General features: G+C 38.0%; 15 protein-coding genes and 2 other annotated features. Of the genes, 10 read left to right on the forward strand and 5 right to left on the reverse strand.

All coding sequences use genetic code 11. The features are described 5' to 3' along the window. Window positions 1-143: 143 nt before the first annotated feature. The 3 genes from SJY24_RS07495 to sspI form a co-directional block, all read right to left on the reverse strand. Window positions 144-857: a CPBP family intramembrane glutamic endopeptidase gene (locus SJY24_RS07495; protein ID WP_377864270.1), complete on the reverse strand. Its 714-nt coding sequence runs from the start codon at window positions 855-857 to the stop codon at window positions 144-146. A 162-nt stretch (window positions 858-1019) separates the two neighbouring features. Continuing rightward, window positions 1020-1577 (reverse strand): HD domain-containing protein, encoded by a 558-nt coding sequence (locus SJY24_RS07500; protein WP_377864271.1) that lies wholly within the window; start codon window positions 1575-1577, stop codon window positions 1020-1022. Between the two features lie 320 nt (window positions 1578-1897). Next, window positions 1898-2107, reverse strand: coding sequence for a small acid-soluble spore protein SspI (gene sspI, locus SJY24_RS07505; protein ID WP_000009515.1), 210 nt, complete (start codon window positions 2105-2107; stop codon window positions 1898-1900). A gap of 82 nt (window positions 2108-2189) precedes the next feature. On the opposite strand from sspI, the gene SJY24_RS07510 reads away from it, so the two are divergent. The 5 genes from SJY24_RS07510 (at window position 2190) to SJY24_RS07530 (ending at window position 8871) form a co-directional block, all read left to right on the forward strand. Next, window positions 2190-2987, forward strand: a complete 798-nt coding sequence (locus SJY24_RS07510) for a TrmH family RNA methyltransferase (RefSeq protein ID WP_002077446.1) — start codon at window positions 2190-2192, stop codon at window positions 2985-2987. Between the two features lie 62 nt (window positions 2988-3049). Next, window positions 3050-3278 (forward strand) — a binding site (T-box leader). A 43-nt stretch (window positions 3279-3321) separates the two neighbouring features. After that, window positions 3322-4356, forward strand: a complete 1035-nt coding sequence (gene pheS / locus SJY24_RS07515) for a phenylalanine--tRNA ligase subunit alpha (RefSeq protein ID WP_098499732.1) — start codon at window positions 3322-3324, stop codon at window positions 4354-4356. An 18-nt stretch (window positions 4357-4374) separates the two neighbouring features. Continuing rightward, window positions 4375-6795, forward strand: a complete 2421-nt coding sequence (gene pheT, locus SJY24_RS07520) for a phenylalanine--tRNA ligase subunit beta (RefSeq protein ID WP_377864272.1) — start codon at window positions 4375-4377, stop codon at window positions 6793-6795. 154 nt (window positions 6796-6949) lie between these two features. Next, window positions 6950-7201, forward strand: a binding site (T-box leader). Between the two features lie 52 nt (window positions 7202-7253). Continuing rightward, window positions 7254-8645 carry an asparagine--tRNA ligase gene (gene asnS, locus SJY24_RS07525; protein WP_000432179.1) on the forward strand — a complete coding sequence of 464 codons (1392 nt, stop codon included), beginning with the start codon at window positions 7254-7256 and terminating at the stop codon, window positions 8643-8645. A 91-nt stretch (window positions 8646-8736) separates the two neighbouring features. Continuing rightward, complete coding sequence (locus tag SJY24_RS07530) at window positions 8737-8871, forward strand: YuzL family protein (RefSeq protein ID WP_000039594.1); 135 nt, start codon at window positions 8737-8739, stop codon at window positions 8869-8871. Between the two features lie 43 nt (window positions 8872-8914). Here the strand turns inward: SJY24_RS07530 and SJY24_RS07535 are convergent, their stop codons facing one another. Next, entirely contained in the window at window positions 8915-9166 is a 252-nt protein-coding gene (locus tag SJY24_RS07535; protein ID WP_377864273.1) for a hypothetical protein, read from the reverse strand. A 115-nt stretch (window positions 9167-9281) separates the two neighbouring features. Further along, on the reverse strand, window positions 9282-10217 hold the full coding sequence (rnhC, locus tag SJY24_RS07540; protein ID WP_377864274.1) for a ribonuclease HIII: 936 nt from the start codon (window positions 10215-10217) through the stop codon (window positions 9282-9284). Window positions 10218-10341: 124 nt separating this feature from the next. On the opposite strand from rnhC, the gene zapA reads away from it, so the two are divergent. From zapA to SJY24_RS07565, 5 genes are all read left to right on the forward strand, one after another. Beyond that, window positions 10342-10611: a cell division protein ZapA gene (gene zapA, locus SJY24_RS07545; protein WP_000082701.1), complete on the forward strand. Its 270-nt coding sequence runs from the start codon at window positions 10342-10344 to the stop codon at window positions 10609-10611. Between the two features lies 1 nt (window position 10612). Continuing rightward, window positions 10613-11152 carry a CvpA family protein gene (locus SJY24_RS07550; protein ID WP_000565411.1) on the forward strand — a complete coding sequence of 180 codons (540 nt, stop codon included), beginning with the start codon at window positions 10613-10615 and terminating at the stop codon, window positions 11150-11152. Between the two features lie 55 nt (window positions 11153-11207). Next, window positions 11208-12926 carry a DNA polymerase/3'-5' exonuclease PolX gene (polX, locus tag SJY24_RS07555; RefSeq protein ID WP_377864275.1) on the forward strand — a complete coding sequence of 573 codons (1719 nt, stop codon included), beginning with the start codon at window positions 11208-11210 and terminating at the stop codon, window positions 12924-12926. A 19-nt stretch (window positions 12927-12945) separates the two neighbouring features. Beyond that, entirely contained in the window at window positions 12946-15306 is a 2361-nt protein-coding gene (locus tag SJY24_RS07560) for an endonuclease MutS2 (RefSeq protein ID WP_098215958.1), read from the forward strand. 195 nt (window positions 15307-15501) lie between these two features. Then, window positions 15502-16191: a 23S rRNA pseudouridine(2604) synthase RluF gene (locus SJY24_RS07565; RefSeq protein ID WP_377864276.1), complete on the forward strand. Its 690-nt coding sequence runs from the start codon at window positions 15502-15504 to the stop codon at window positions 16189-16191. Window positions 16192-16214 lie beyond the last annotated feature (23 nt).

Raw genomic sequence — 16214 nt, forward strand, 5'->3', positions numbered from 1 at the left:
GTTTACTTTGGATATTGTTAATGATTATGAATAATTTGATAGAAATGAGCAGTAACGATACGAATGATCGAAAAGTGTTAACAGAAGAGGAGTTTGAAGTTGTTATAAAAGGATGAAGGAGGTATCGGGATGATACCTCTTTTTTACGTTGAAAAGGCGATTACATTAGTCAAAATGTGTAATAGCATAGCTGGAATAATAGATTTAGTTTGTTTGTACAATAAACAAGCAAATATTCCCGTCATAAATGCGCTAATCATAACTCCCACAGAGTACGTATGAGCAATACCGAAAATTAAACTTGAGAGGATTACAGCTGGCCAAAAGGTAAACTTCTCTTCGAAAAAACGAAGAAGAATACCTCTGCATACAAGCTCTTCAAAAATAGGTGCAAAAATCCCACCAGCTAGAAGTAAGAGAAGTGGATAGTGCTCTAGTGTTGAAAGTTGTAATGCATCAGACTGTTCTTGTACGGATGAAGGGAATAATTTATCTAGTACAAACATATCTACAAACAGGGTGAGTACATAATAAAGGAGAACATAGATGTACATCTGAAAAGATTTTAAAACTCGAAAATCGAATGTAGGTAATACTAGTTCTTTCAGTGGTTTATATTTCATGATATATACGATTAGTAAAAGTAGGGCAACTAATTCATAACTTACATTTTTTATAGCTTCAAGCAAATGTTTATTTGTATCTGGGTTAATGTATCCGTATAACTCAATAGGTAAAAATGTAAAGAGTATATTTATTAATGAGAGACACGGAAAGAGAATGAATAAAACTCCAAGAAAGTGTAACCATGACATAGAGTTTTTCTGTTCGTGTGGAATTTGTGTAGCGGGTTGCATATGTTCAAATCACCTCTTTATATTTATATATAAAATTATAGTTGATTTGAATTTGGAATGTTACATTTAAATATTACATACAAGATTCAAATTTGAAATATTCCGTTTGTTTTTTAGGGGGAAATAATAAAAGAGGTATCACTCTGTAGTGATGCCTCTTTCTCATTGATAACTATGTTTTGCCTTGTTATTCGATTTCGATTGCTCTATTTGCAATTCACGCTCTACCAATCGGTCTAATTGTTGGATAGCTTTCAATGCTTTTTCATAAGAAATCGTTCTATAATGATGTGCGCCACCCGGTTCTTCATCGGCTTCATCTGCCCACTTAATAACGTTTTGTAGAGATGTTCTTTCAAGCGTTTGTTCTAGTAGGAAAGAATCGGTGTGCAGAAGAATTGCAACAGAAATTTCTTTTGCTAGTTTTGGATGTTCTCCTAATCTAATAAGCAATTTATGAGCTCTTTCCGCTCCTTTAATTGCGTGTATATCATTCTTTTTATACAAGTCATAGTCCCATTCACCGCCTGTGTACCACGTATGGTGTCCGATATCATGAAGGAGACCAGCCTTTGTCGCAGCATCGACTGAGGTGTGATGCTTTTTAGCTAGGTGAAACGCATGGTAAGCGACAGCAATCGCGTGGACCATTCCAGAACGGTTTACATATTTTTGTGTAATGTGATGTTTAAAAATTTGTTCAAGCGTAATACGGTGCATAAAATATTCACTCCTTTTATCCCGCTTTAACGGGCAGTAAGATTCCCACCTCAAAATTCGGCGAATACGAGGAAGTTAGGTGGGGAATCAACTGCCCGTAAAAGCCCGATTGGTTCAACTAATAATCAGTGCGGGGGGACCCCACTGATTAAAGTTTCACTTTATCTAATGGTGTATATGAAGAAAATCGATCGGTTTAAATGTATTTTGAACATTGTACTCCATCAATCAGCGTTAGTAAAGTAGAAATGTTTAGGAGAAGAAAAAAAATTTCGTGAAAAAAATCACCTCGGCTTATGCTAAGGTGATTTTCAAATTGCTTATTTTTTTAATCCTTGCTCCAGTGTTTCTAACATTTCGTGTTTTTCATTTTCATCAGCATTTTTCCAAATGACTTCGAATAAAACGCCAAGACCTGGAAGCATTTTTTCTTCACCGCTTTGAATTGCATCGACAATCGTTTCTTGTAATTGGTCTTGTGAATTCCCAGTTACATTCGCTAATACAGCGCCGCGTAAATTAAAACTCATGATTTTCACCTCTTCTTCAGAATTGAAACTGACGTTAGTTTTTGTTCTTTTTTATGTAAATATGTATGAAAAATAGGCTATAATGATAAGACAAGAAGAGAGGGAAATACATATTATGAAAAACATTGATTCAGTACAAAATCCGCGTGTGAAGCAGTGGAAAAAGCTGCAGACGAAAAAAGAGCGCGATAAAAAAGGTTTATTTTTTGTAGAAGGATTCCATTTAGTAGAGGAAGCTTTAAAGGCGGGAGTTGTAACAGAACTTATCGTTTCTGATCAGACAGATCTTCCGAAAGATTGGACAGTTAATGATGTGGAAATGTATATTGTACCTGAAGCCATTGTAAAAATACTTCGTGAAACAGAAACAACGCAAGGTGTATTTGCTGTTTGTGAAAAGCATGAGAAAGAAGTAGCTCTTACTGATGGGAAGTTTCTTTTATTAGACGGCCTTCAAGACCCAGGTAATTTAGGAACGATTATTCGTACAGCTGATGCAGCTGGTATTCATGCCGTTGTGCTTGGAGAAGGATGCGTTGATGTTTATAATAGTAAAGTACTCCGCTCTACACAAGGTTCTATTTTCCGCTTACCAATTGTAAAAGGGAACTTAGAAGAATGGGTAGACAAGTTAAAAGAAAATAATGTCCCTGTATATGGAACAGCTCTTGAAAATGGAGTTCCTTACGGTGAAGTAACACCGGCCGGAAGTTTTGCATTAATTGTAGGAAATGAAGGAAGCGGCGTACGCCAAGAAATTCTTGCGAAAACTGATCAAAACTTGTATATTCCAATTTATGGCGGGGCAGAATCATTAAATGTTGCAGTTGCAGCAGGGATTTTAACGTATTATTTACAAAGCCCGGTTGCGAACAAATAAAAAACTTCTTATAATAAGTTGAAGTATATGTTTGTAATGAACATACAATAAAAGTTAAATAACGAAAAACGTTGATAGAGAAGAGTAGCTTACAAAATCGCCATATAGGGAGAGAGTGCCATAGACTGAAAGCATTCTTATGGTAGACGGAAGTGAATTCACCTCTGGAGTTGACGCCAGGACCATTTATATGTAAAGGCGTTCCGGTCAGAATTGATCGTTATAACTAATGAGTGGGCAGACTTGTTCTGTCAATTTAGGGTGGTACCGCGAATTTACCTCGTCCCTTTTTGGGAGCGAGGTTTTTTTATTTTTAAAATTAGGAGGGTTCCAAATGGAAGCACGTTTAAAAGAGCTAAAGCAAAAAGCGTTAGAGCTTATTGAAGAAGCGAAAGAGCTAAAGGGCTTAAATGACGTACGCGTAGCGTATTTAGGGAAAAAAGGCCCAATTACAGAAGTATTACGCGGCATGGGAAAATTATCAGCAGAAGAGCGTCCACGTATGGGAGCATTAGTAAATGAAGTACGTGAAGCGATTCAAACGCGTCTAGAAGACAAAATTGGCAACTTAGAAAAAGCAGTAATTGAGGCGAAATTAGCTACTGAAACAATTGATGTTACACTGCCAGGTCGTCCTGTTGAAACAGGTTGTCACCATCCGTTAACATCAGTTGTTGAACAAATTGAAGATGTATTCATCGGTATGGGTTATGAAGTAGCTGAAGGAACAGAAGTAGAAAAAGACTACTACAACTTCGAGGCACTAAACTTACCGAAAGATCATCCAGCACGTGATATGCAAGATACATTCTACATTACAGAAGAAACGTTACTACGTACACATACATCTTCTGTGCAAGCACGTACGATGGAAAATAATAAAGAAAAAGGCCCAATCAAAATTATTTGTCCTGGTAAAGTGTATCGCCGCGATGACGATGATGCGACACATTCACACCAGTTCATGCAAATTGAAGGTCTTGTAATTGATAAAAACATTCGTATGAGTGATTTAAAAGGTACACTGCAAGTATTCGTGAAAAAGATGTTCGGTGAAGACCGTGAAATCCGTCTTCGTCCAAGTTTCTTCCCATTCACAGAGCCATCTGTAGAGATGGATATTTCTTGTATGATGTGTCACGGTAAAGGTTGCGGCACTTGTAAAGGGACTGGCTGGATTGAAATTTTAGGAGCGGGTATGGTTCATCCGAACGTACTTGAAATGGCTGGTTATGATTCAAAAGAATATCAAGGTTTCGCATTCGGTATGGGCGCAGAGCGTATCGCAATGTTGAAATACGGCGTAGATGACATTCGTCATTTCTATACAAATGATGTACGTTTCTTACAACAATTCAAACGAGCGTAAGGGAAGGAGAGGATAAATATGTTCGTATCATATCGTTGGTTACAAGAGTATGTAGATATTAAAGATGTAACAGCACAAGAACTAGCAGACAAAATCACGAAAAGTGGTATTGAAGTAGAGGGCGTTGAAGTATTAAATAAAGGTGTAAAAGGTGTTGTAGTTGGTCACGTATTAGAATGTGAAAAACACCCAGAAGCTGATAAATTAAGCAAATGCTTAATCGATATCGGTGAAGAAGAACCAGTACAAATTATTTGTGGAGCTGCTAATATTGCAAAAGGTTTAAAAGTACCAGTTGCAAAAGTTGGCGCTGTACTTCCTGGTAACTTCAAGATTAAAAAAGCAAAACTACGCGGTGAAGCTTCTCACGGTATGGTTTGTGCTCTTCAAGAGCTTGGTATTGATGGAAAGTTAGTTTCAAAAGAATATGCAGATGGTATCTTCATCTTCCCAAGTGACGCTGAAGTTGGTGCAGATGCACTTGAAATTTTAAACTTACACGATGAAGTACTTGAGCTTGGTTTAACACCAAACCGTGCAGATTGCTTAAACATGTTAGGTGTTGCATATGAAGTAGCTGCTATTTACGGCCGTGAAGTAAAACTTCCAGCTATCGACTTACAAGAAACAGCAGAAAAAACTTCTGATTACATTTCTGTAAGTGTAGAAGCGAAAGAAGAAAACCCATTATATATTGCAAAAATGGTTAAAAACGTAAAGATTGGTCCATCACCAATCTGGATGCAAACTCGTCTTATGGCAGCTGGCATTCGTCCAATTAGCAATGTAGTTGATATTACAAACTACATTTTAATGGAATACGGTCAACCGTTACATGCATTTGATTACGATAAATTAGGTTCAAAAGAAATCGTTGTTCGTCTTGCAAAAGAAGGCGAAAAAATTGAAACGTTAGATGATCAAGAACGTACATTACAAAGCCACCACCTTGTAATTACAAACGGCACAAAAGCTTTAGCTGTTGCTGGTGTAATGGGCGGAGCTGATTCTGAAGTTACAAATGACACAGTAAACGTTCTAATCGAGTCTGCATACTTTGCAGGACAAACTGTGCGCCGTACATCAAAAGACTTAGGTCTTCGTAGTGAATCAAGTGCACGTTTCGAAAAAGGAATCGACCCAACACGCACATTTGAAGCGATTCAACATGCAGCTGCTTTAATGGCAAAATACGCTGGCGGTGAAGCACTTGAAGGTGTAGTAGAAGTTGATAACTTACAAGTAGAAGAGCGTACAGTATCTGTTACAGCTGAGAAAGTCAACCGTGTATTAGGTACAGATATTTCTGCAAGTGAAATGGGTACAATGTTCACAAACTTAAAATTCCCATTCACAGAAGTAGAAGGAACATTCCATGTAAATGTACCAGCGCGTCGTCCTGACATTACAATTTCAGAAGACTTAGTAGAAGAAGTAGGTCGTCTGTACGGTTATGATCACATTCCAGTTACATTACCTTCTGGAACGATGACACGTGGTAAATTAACATCAGCACAAACGAAACGTCGTAAAGTACGCCGCTTCTTAGAAGGCGCTGGTTTATATGAAGCAATCACGTATTCATTAACAAGCGCTGACAAAGCGAAACAATATATGGTTGAGCCAAACGAAAAAGCTCCTGTAAATCTTGCACTTCCAATGAGCGAAGAGCGTAGCCAACTTCGTTTAAGCTTAGTGCCACAATTGTTAGAAGCAGTTTCATACAATGTTGCACGTAAAAACGATAGCGTTGCTTTATACGAAGTAGGTTCTGTCTTCTTACCAACAGAAGCAGGAGAACTTCCGAAAGAAGAACAACATCTTGCAGGTGTTATGACAGGTCTGGCTCTTCACCATGCATGGCAAGGTGAGAAGAAAGTTGTAGACTTCTTCGTTGTGAAAGGTGTGCTAGAAGGATTATTCGACGTACTAGGCGTTGCCAACCAAATCACATATGCACCAGCAAAACGTGAAGGTATGCACCCAGGTCGTACAGCTGACATCGTATTAGATGGCGAAGTAATCGGATTCATCGGTCAATTGCACCCAGAAACAGAAAAACAAATAGATGTGAAAAATACATTCGTATTCGAACTATCTCTTGTAAAAGTATTCGGTGCAGACGTAGAGGAAACTTACTACTCAGCAATTCCACGTTTCCCATCTATGACACGTGACATGGCTGTTGTCGTAACAACAGAAACAAAAGCTGGTGAAATGAAGCAAGTCATTGCTGAAGCTGGCGGAGAACTTCTGAAAGACGTAACACTATTTGACTTATACGAAGGTGAAAAAATGGAAGAAGGCAAGAAATCACTTGCATTCTCTATGACCTACTTCGATGCAGAACGTACGTTAACAGACGAAGAAGTAACAGAAGCACATAACCGTGTATTAACAACGGTAGAAGAGAAATTTGGTGCGGAGTTACGTAAGTAATTAAAAATTGCCGGATTTAATTCCGGCAATTTTTTTATTGGAGTGGTTGTCGAGTGTTATCGGTAATTCGATATATTATAAAAATCGCCGATATACATCAAGGCATCTTGCATCTTTCTCTCGAATGTAGTACATTAATTTTAGTTTAACAAAATGAAAGACGATGATAAGGAAAAGTAGTATATACTATAATCCAAAGCGAGTCAGGGACGGTGAGAGCCTGATGAGGCGGTATATGTGAAGAACACCTTGGAGTTGCTAACCGAAATTGAAGCTTGTATTCAAGAGTAGACTTAGACGGGAATCCGGCCTGTTACAAACCGGGAAGTATGTATTACATACGAGTTAAAGTTGGTCTTTATGACAAATTGGGTGGTACCGCGAAGTTTAACCTTTCGTCCCTTTATGGATGAAAGGTTTTTTTGTATTTAAATATATCAGCAAAGGAGAATTTCACTATGGAAAACACATTAGTAAAAAGTCTGTATAGAGATACAGAAAAGTATGCAGATCAAACAGTACAAGTATCAGGGTGGATTCGTAACTTACGTGATTCAAAAGCATTTGGTTTCATCGAATTAAACGACGGTAGCTTCTTCAAAAGCGTTCAAATCGTTTTCGATACAGAATTAGAGAACTTCAAAGAAATTGCAAAGCTTCCACTTAGCTCTTCAGTTAAAGTAGAAGGTAAAGTAATTGCAACGCCTGGAGCGAAGCAACCATTTGAAATTAAAGCAGAAAAAATTGATATCGAGGGCTTATCAGATTCTGATTACCCACTTCAAAAGAAGCGTCATACGTTTGAATACTTACGTACAATCGCTCACTTACGTCCAAGAACAAATGCATTCTCTGCAACGTTCCGTGTACGTTCTATCGCAGCATTTGCAATTCACCAGTTCTTCCAAGAGCGTGGATTCGTACATGTTCACACACCAATCATCACTGGTAGTGATACAGAAGGTGCAGGCGAAATGTTCCGCGTAACAACACAAGATTTAAACAACGTACCAAAAGGTGAAGACGGACAAGTTGATGAATCAAAAGACTTCTTCGCTAAAGAAACAAACTTAACAGTAAGTGGACAACTGAACGCTGAAGCTTATGCATTAGCATTCCGTGATGTTTATACATTCGGACCTACATTCCGTGCGGAAAACTCAAACACAACTCGTCACGCAGCTGAGTTCTGGATGGTTGAGCCTGAGATTGCATTCGCTGAGTTAGGCGATGTAATGGATCTTACAGAAGATATGCTGAAATATGCAATGAAATACGTACTAGAGCATGCACCGGAAGAAATGGACTTCTTCAACAGCTTCGTTGATAAAACAGTTCTAGAGCGCATGAACAACGTGATTAACTCTGACTTCGGTCGTATCACATATACAGAAGCAATTAAAGTACTTCAAGAATCAGGTGCTGACTTCAAATACCCGGTAGAATGGGGTATTGATTTACAAACAGAGCATGAAAGATACTTATCAGAAGAAATCTTCAAACGCCCTGTATTCGTAACAGACTATCCAAAAGACATTAAGGCATTCTACATGCGTATGAACGAAGATGGTAAAACAGTAGCTGCTACTGACCTTCTAGTTCCTGGCATCGGCGAATTAATCGGCGGAAGTCAACGTGAAGAAAGAATGGACGTTTTAGTAGACAGAATTAAAGAACTAGGCATGAACGAAGAGGACTACTGGTGGTACTTAGAACTTAGAAAATACGGCGGTACAAAACACGCTGGATTTGGTCTAGGTTTCGAGCGCTTCCTAATGTACATCACTGGCATGGCTAACATCCGTGACGTAATTCCATTCCCAAGAACTCCAGGTTCTTCTGAATTCTAAAATATAAAAAAGCGGGAGGATTTCCTCTCGCTTTTTATTTTGAATAGTTTATTACCTCGTAGCAAAAAGTAACGCGAAGGGGTGAATATAAATGAGTAAAAAAGTGAAAAAAGATCATTCAAGATCAAGCCTAGGTTCTCCAGAAGTAGAAGGACAAGGAACGACGACACATGAAACAGGTTCTCATAAAGTATCTTCATCAAATAAGAAGCAGAAACGAAGCTAATATAAAAAGGGAGAGTCTTGGCGGCTCTCCTTTTTTATATGTATTACATCTTGTTGTTATGAATCTCTTGTGTAATCTTATCCACATCTTTGTCTAATCGATCTAAATAGAAAAGCCACAGTAAGCTCATGAATACGTAATAGATAGCCATCACACCAAGATTATCAGATATATTTTCGAATGTGGATTTAGAAGTGAAAAAAGCTCCCCAAATGGTAGAAATAGTAAGGTAAGAAAGTGGGCCCACGAGGTGTACGAAAACATATAATAACTTTTTAACTTTTACAGCGTTCATATGAATTCCCTCCTGTGTTAGAATAATCTGTATATTTTAATTGTAACAAAAATAAAAGGACAATAGTATAGTGAAACAAAAAACAGGAGTTTGTAGCCTCCTGTTTTTGTCGATACTATTTTAATAAGCGAAGCGCCTTCTCCCTATTAGCGAAATGCATTTTCACAAACTCAGGTAATCTTTCTTCACCAAGTTTTTGAATTAATTTAGCCGCGGCGATATCAACTTGTTTACCAGCACCTTTTGGAAGTGGCATACCAGCTTTTTTGCTTAGTTCGTCAAACTGTTTTACGAATGAGTAACGAGCTAAAATAGAAGCTGCAGCTACTGCTAAATGGACGCTTTCGCCTTTCGTCGCGAAGTAAACATTTTCACGCTGTACCTGTTTTTGTTTTGCTAAATATTTGTAGTATGTATCAGGTTGTGTGAATTGATCGATTAAGACGCCTTCAGGTTTTGTAGGTGCGATTTTTGCTAATAAGTTTGTAATAGCTTTATTATGTAGTAAAGCTTTTAACTTACCTTGGTTGTTTCCTTTATCAAATAGCTCGTTATATTTTTCGTTATGAAGGACAAGAGAGCTGTAAGGAACAACGTGTAGAAGTTGTTTTGCAATGGCAGTAATTTGATCGTCATTTAAGTTTTTAGAGTCTTTTACACCAAGTTCTTTTAAAAGTGGAATTTGCTTCGCATCCACATATACAGCAACTACTGTCATCGGTCCGAAGAAATCACCAGTACCAACTTCATCTGATCCTACGATAGACATTGTACTGATGGAAGCGGGCGGTGCATAACGGTGTGAATCGACAGATTTTTTTACAGCTGTTTTCGGTGTTTGAGAGACAGTTTGCCAACGAGAAGCTTCTGCTTCAGCACGTCCACCTTGGAACATTACTTTTCCAGATTTATACGCTGTAATTGTGCAAGATGGCACCTTTGCCATGAAGATTCCGCCTTGTGGAATTTTCGGGCTAAGCGATTGTTTATATTGTTGTTTCATGTCTTCAATTACTGTAGAATTTGTTTGAATTACGATAGAATTTGACATAGTGGTCGCCCCTTTTTTTATATTGTTATTTTTATCATATCGGATTGTTCTTTCTGTTTCCATAATATGATGGTTCATGGTATGATAAACTTTAGGATTCTGTACGTGATTGGAGGCCGGTGAGTTGTCACAACAAAAGGGAAAGAAAAGTCGAATTAATGTAGAAATCTATGGTCAACAATATTCAGTTGTTGGCGATGAAAGTACAAGTCATATCCGCATGGTAGCAGCGATTGTGGATGATAAAATGCGCGAACTCAATGCCAAGAATCCTTCGCTTGACACGAGTAGACTAGCGGTATTGACGGCGGTAAACGTCATACACGATTACATAAAATTAAAAGAAGAACATGAGAAATTGAAAGAAAGTATGACAAAAAAAGGAATGGAATAACATGATTGATATTATTATCATTTTACTGCTTGTTATGGGATTTTTCCTCGGCTTACGTAGAGGGTTTATTCTGCAACTTGTAAAGTTAACAAGCTTTATTATCGCATACCTTGTTGCATACTGGTACTGTAAAGATTTAGCGCCAGCACTTGCGAAATTTATTCCGTATCCATTTGATAAAAACGTATCTGTTCCAGAATGGATTGATGCAAATAATATTGAGACAGTATTTTATCAAGCACTTGCGTTTATCATATTGTTTATTATTACAAAAATTGCACTTTCATTACTTGGTAATTTGTTAAATATGTTTGCAGAAATACCGGTTTTAAAGCAAGTCAATGCGTTTGCGGGGGCAATCCTCGGATTTTTAGAAGTATATATTATTTTGTTTGTTTTAATTATCGTTGGAAACATCCTTCCGATTGAGCAAATACAAACACCATTACAAAAATCATCAATTAGCAAAATAATTGTAGACGATACACCGATTCTTTCTGAAAAGGTGAAGGAACTATGGCAGACAGGTAGCAGAGTATAACTTCTCTTTTTTCGGAAAGAGGAGTTTTTTTCTATGAAAGAAAGGCGGGGCAATGATGAAAGTAAATAAAAAACAAGTTATTAAATTATTAGAGACAATCGGCCTGTTTATGGAACTAAAGGGTACGAATCCATTTAAAATATCTGCATTTCGTAAAGCGGCAGCAGCACTAGAAAGTGATGATCGTAGTCTTTCTGAAATTGAAGATTTCACGAAGATTCCGGGCATTGGAAAAGGAACAGCAGCAGTGATTCAAGAATATATAGAATCGGGAACATCTGAAGTATTACAAGAGCTTGAAAAAGAAGTGCCAAGTAGCTTATTACCGTTATTAAAATTGCCAGGCCTTGGTGGCAAAAAGGTAGCTAAGTTATATAAAGAACTTGGTGTTGTTGATATGGAATCGCTAAAAGCGGTTTGTGAGGAAAATAAAGTACAAGCTTTAGCAGGTTTCGGTAAGAAAACAGAAGAGAAAATATTAGAAGCAATTGATCAAGTAGGATCTCGTCCAGAGCGTTTACCAATAGCGATGGTATTGCCTATTGCCGGGGAAATAGAGGAGAAATTGTCGAATGTTGCTGAAATAATTCGTTTCTCCCGCGCTGGTAGTTTACGCCGTGTTCGTGAGACAGTGAAAGATTTAGATTTCATTATTGCAACGACGGAGCCAGCAGTAGTACGTGAACATTTATTACAATTCGATAATATGATTGAAGTGATTGCAAGTGGAGATACGAAAGTATCTGTTCGTCTTCAATATGAATACGATATTTCAATTGACTTCCGCTTAGTAAAACCAGAAGAATTTATTACAACTCTTCACCATTTCACAGGATCAAAAGACCATAACGTAAAAATGCGCCAAATCGCGAAAGATAGAGGCGAGAAAATTAGTGAGTACGGTGTGGAAAACTTAGAAACAGGCGAAGTAAAGACATTTGAAACAGAAGAGGAGTTCTTTGCTCATTTCGGACTTCCATTTATCCCGCCAGAAGTACGTGAAGATGGAAAAGAAATTGAATTAATTAAAGAGTATCCGAATTTAATCCAGTTGTCTGATATACAAGGTGATTTACATATGCATACAACATGGAGTGACGGTGCCTTTTCCATTGAAGAAATGGTACAAGCATGCCGCGCTCGTGGATATAAGTTTATGGCGATTACGGACCACTCACAATACTTGAAAGTAGCGAATGGTTTAACGAAAGAGCGTCTTCGCGAGCAAGCGAAAGAAATTGAGCGTATGAATGAAAAGTATCCAGACATTACAATTTTACGCGGAATTGAAATGGACATTTTACCAGATGCGACACTTGATTTTGATGATGAAGTATTAGCAGAATTAGATTATGTCATTGGAGCGATTCACTCTATCTTCTCACAAGACCGTGAAACAATTATGAAACGTCTTCGCACTGCGCTTGAGAATAAGCATGTCACAATGATTGCCCATCCGACAGGTCGTCTTCTTGGGCGCCGCGAGGGTTACGATGTAGATACAGATTTATTAATCCAGCTAGCAAAAGAAACAAATACAGTTTTAGAATTAAATGCAAATCCAAATCGTCTAGATTTAAGCGCGAAATTATTAAAACAAGCACAAGATGCTGGTGTAAAAGTAGCGATTAATACGGATGCTCATACACTTGAAATGTTAGAAGATATGGAAACGGGTGTAGCAGCAGCACGTAAAGGTTGGATTCAAAAAGATAACGTGATTAACACATGGGATATTGAACGTTTATTAGACTATATTAAACGTAATAAGTAACACAAGGGGGACCTGCAACATGTTAGAAAGAACGTTGCGTGTATTAGAATACAATAAAGTAAAAGAACAATTACTTGAACATACAGCCTCTTCACTTGGCCGTGACAAGGTGAAGAATTTAGTACCAAGCACAGATTTTGAAGAAATTGTAGAACTGCAAGATACGACGGATGAAGCTGCGAAAGTCATTCGTCTAAAAGGTAGTGCACCATTAGGTGGTATTACAGATATTCGCTCAAATGTAAAACGTGCAAAGATTGGAAGTATGTTAAGCCCAAATGAACTACTTGATATCGCAAATACGATGTATGGTAGTCGTAATATGAAACGTTTCATTGAAGATATGGTTGATAATGGTGTCGAGCTTCCAATTTTAGAAACTCATGTCGCTCAAATTGTATCTTTATATGATTTAGAAAAGAAAATTACAAATTGCATCGGTGATGGTGGTGAAGTAGTCGATAGCGCAAGTGATAAACTGCGTGGTATTCGTACTCAAATTCGTACTGCGGAAAGCCGTATTCGTGAAAAGTTAGAAAATATGACGCGTTCTTCAAACGCGCAAAAGATGCTGTCTGACGCGATTGTAACGATTCGTAACGAACGTTACGTAATCCCAGTAAAACAAGAATACCGCGGCGTATATGGCGGTATTGTTCACGATCAATCAGCTTCTGGACAAACGTTATTTATTGAGCCGCAAGTAATCGTAGAATTAAATAATGCGCTTCAAGAAGCACGTGTGAAAGAAAAACAAGAAATCGAACGCATCTTATTGATGTTAACAGAAGAAGTAGCAGTAGAAGCGGATATCGTTTTATCTAACGTAGAAGTAGTTGCTAATCTTGACTTCATATTTGCGAAAGCTTTTTATGCGAAGCGAATTAAAGCAACGAAGCCAATTGTAAATAACGAGCGCTACATGGATTTAAGACAAGCACGTCATCCGCTTATTGATCCGGAAATTATCGTGCCAAATAATATTATGCTCGGTAAAGACTTCACAACAATTGTTATTACAGGGCCGAATACAGGTGGTAAAACAGTTACGCTAAAAACCGTTGGTATTTGTGTATTAATGGCGCAATCTGGTCTGCACATTCCAGTAATGGACGAGTCAGAGATTTGTGTATTTAAAAATATATTTGCTGATATCGGTGATGAGCAATCGATTGAACAAAGTTTAAGTACGTTCTCCTCGCATATGGTGAACATTGTAGATATTTTAGAAAAAGCTGATTTTGAAAGCTTAGTTTTATTCGATGAATTAGGTGCTGGAACAGATCCACAAGAAGGGGCTGCACTAGCGATTTCAATTTTGGATGAAGTATGTAACCGCGGTGCTCGCGTTGTTGCAACAACGCATTACCCAGAATTAAAAGCATACGGATATAACCGTGAGCAAGTTATTAATGCGAGTGTTGAGTTCGACGTGAATACATTAAGCCCAACGTATAAATTATTAATCGGTGTACCAGGACGTAGTAATGCCTTCGAAATTTCGAAACGCCTTGGCTTATCTGATCGCGTGATTGATCAAGCTCGTAACCACATTAGTACAGATACAAACAAAATTGAAAATATGATTGCGAAGTTAGAAGAAAGTCAAAAGAATGCAGAGCGTGACTGGAACGAAGCAGAAGCGCTTCGCAAGCAATCTGAAAAACTGCATCGCGAATTACAGCGTCAAATTATTGAGTTTAATGATGAGCGCGATGAAAAATTATTAAAAGCGCAAAAAGAAGGGGAAGAAAAAGTCGAAGCTGCAAAGAAAGAAGCAGAGGGCATTATTCAAGAACTTCGTCAATTGCGTAAAGCACAGCTTATAAACGTGAAAGACCATGAGCTTATTGAAGCGAAGAGCCGTCTAGAAGGTGCGGCGCCAGAGCTTGTGAAGAAACAAAAAGTAAACGTGAAAAACACAGCGCCAAAACAACAATTACGTGCAGGCGATGAAGTAAAAGTATTAACGTTCGGCCAAAAAGGTCAATTACTTGAAAAGGTAAGTGATACAGAGTGGAGCGTACAAATTGGTATTCTGAAGATGAAAGTGAAAGAATCCAATATGGAATACATTAATACACCGAAGCAAACTGAGAAAAAAGCAGTTGCAAGTGTGAAGGGTAGAGACTATCACGTTTCGTTAGAGCTTGATCTTCGCGGTGAACGTTATGAAGATGCAATGATGCGCGTTGAAAAATATTTAGATGATGCACAGCTGGCAAGCTATCCTCGTGTATCAATTATTCACGGTAAAGGAACAGGAGCGCTTCGCCAAGGTGTACAAGATTACTTGAAAAAACATCGCGGTGTGAAAAACTACCGCTACGGTGACATGGGCGAGGGAGGCCTAGGCGTAACAGTTGTCGAATTGAAATAGAAAACAGCGAAACAAAGGGGAAACCATTATATGTTTATGGACAAACTTGCAAAAGTATTGTTAGCTTGTTGTGGAATATTTTTGGTGATAGGAGTTATTTATTTAGTTGTTTTTGCGAAGTAAAAGAGCGTCAATCGTGGCATAATGATATTGCCATAGATTGACGCTTTTAATATATATGAAAAGGAATAAGCTATGAAAATCAACCAATACATAAGCGAAGCAAAGTCCTGCTCAAGACGCGAAACAGATCGCCTTATTAAAGCAGGACGCGCTGCAATTAACGGTGAAATATGTACGCACGGTGCACTTGTTAATGAAAGTGATGTCGTAACGATTGATGGACAGGTTATTGCAAAAGAAGAGAAAGAAAAAGTGTATATTGCCTTTCATAAACAAGTTGGCATTACTTGTACAGCAGCCGATCATATTGAAGGTAATATTATTGATTATATTAATTATCCAGAGCGGATCTTTCCCGTTGGACGATTAGATAAAGCATCGGAAGGGCTCATTTTATTAACGAATGATGGCGCTATTGCGAATCAAATTTTACACGGAGATCATGAGCACGAGAAAGAATATGTTGTGACGCTGGATAAACCTTTTACAGATTGGTTTATTGATGAGATGTCCAGCGGTGTAAAGATTAAAGATGGAATGACGAAGCCATGCAAAGTGACGAGAGTCGACCAATCTACATTTCGCATCGTTTTAACACAAGGAATGAACAGACAAATTCGTAGAATGAGCCGTGCTTTCGGGTTTACTGTAACAAAGTTAAAGCGAGTGCGCATTATGAATATAGAATTAAATGAGCTTGAAGTAGGAAAATGGCGGAGCGTTACAGCTGAAGAGTTAGAAAAATTAATAGGGCAGTTATAGAGAGGGGAAATTTTCTCCCTATA

It is taken from the genome of Bacillus sp. R86525 (assembly GCF_042466195.1).
In the GTDB taxonomy this organism is placed as follows: Bacteria; Bacillota; Bacilli; order Bacillales; family Bacillaceae_G; genus Bacillus_A; species Bacillus_A nitratireducens.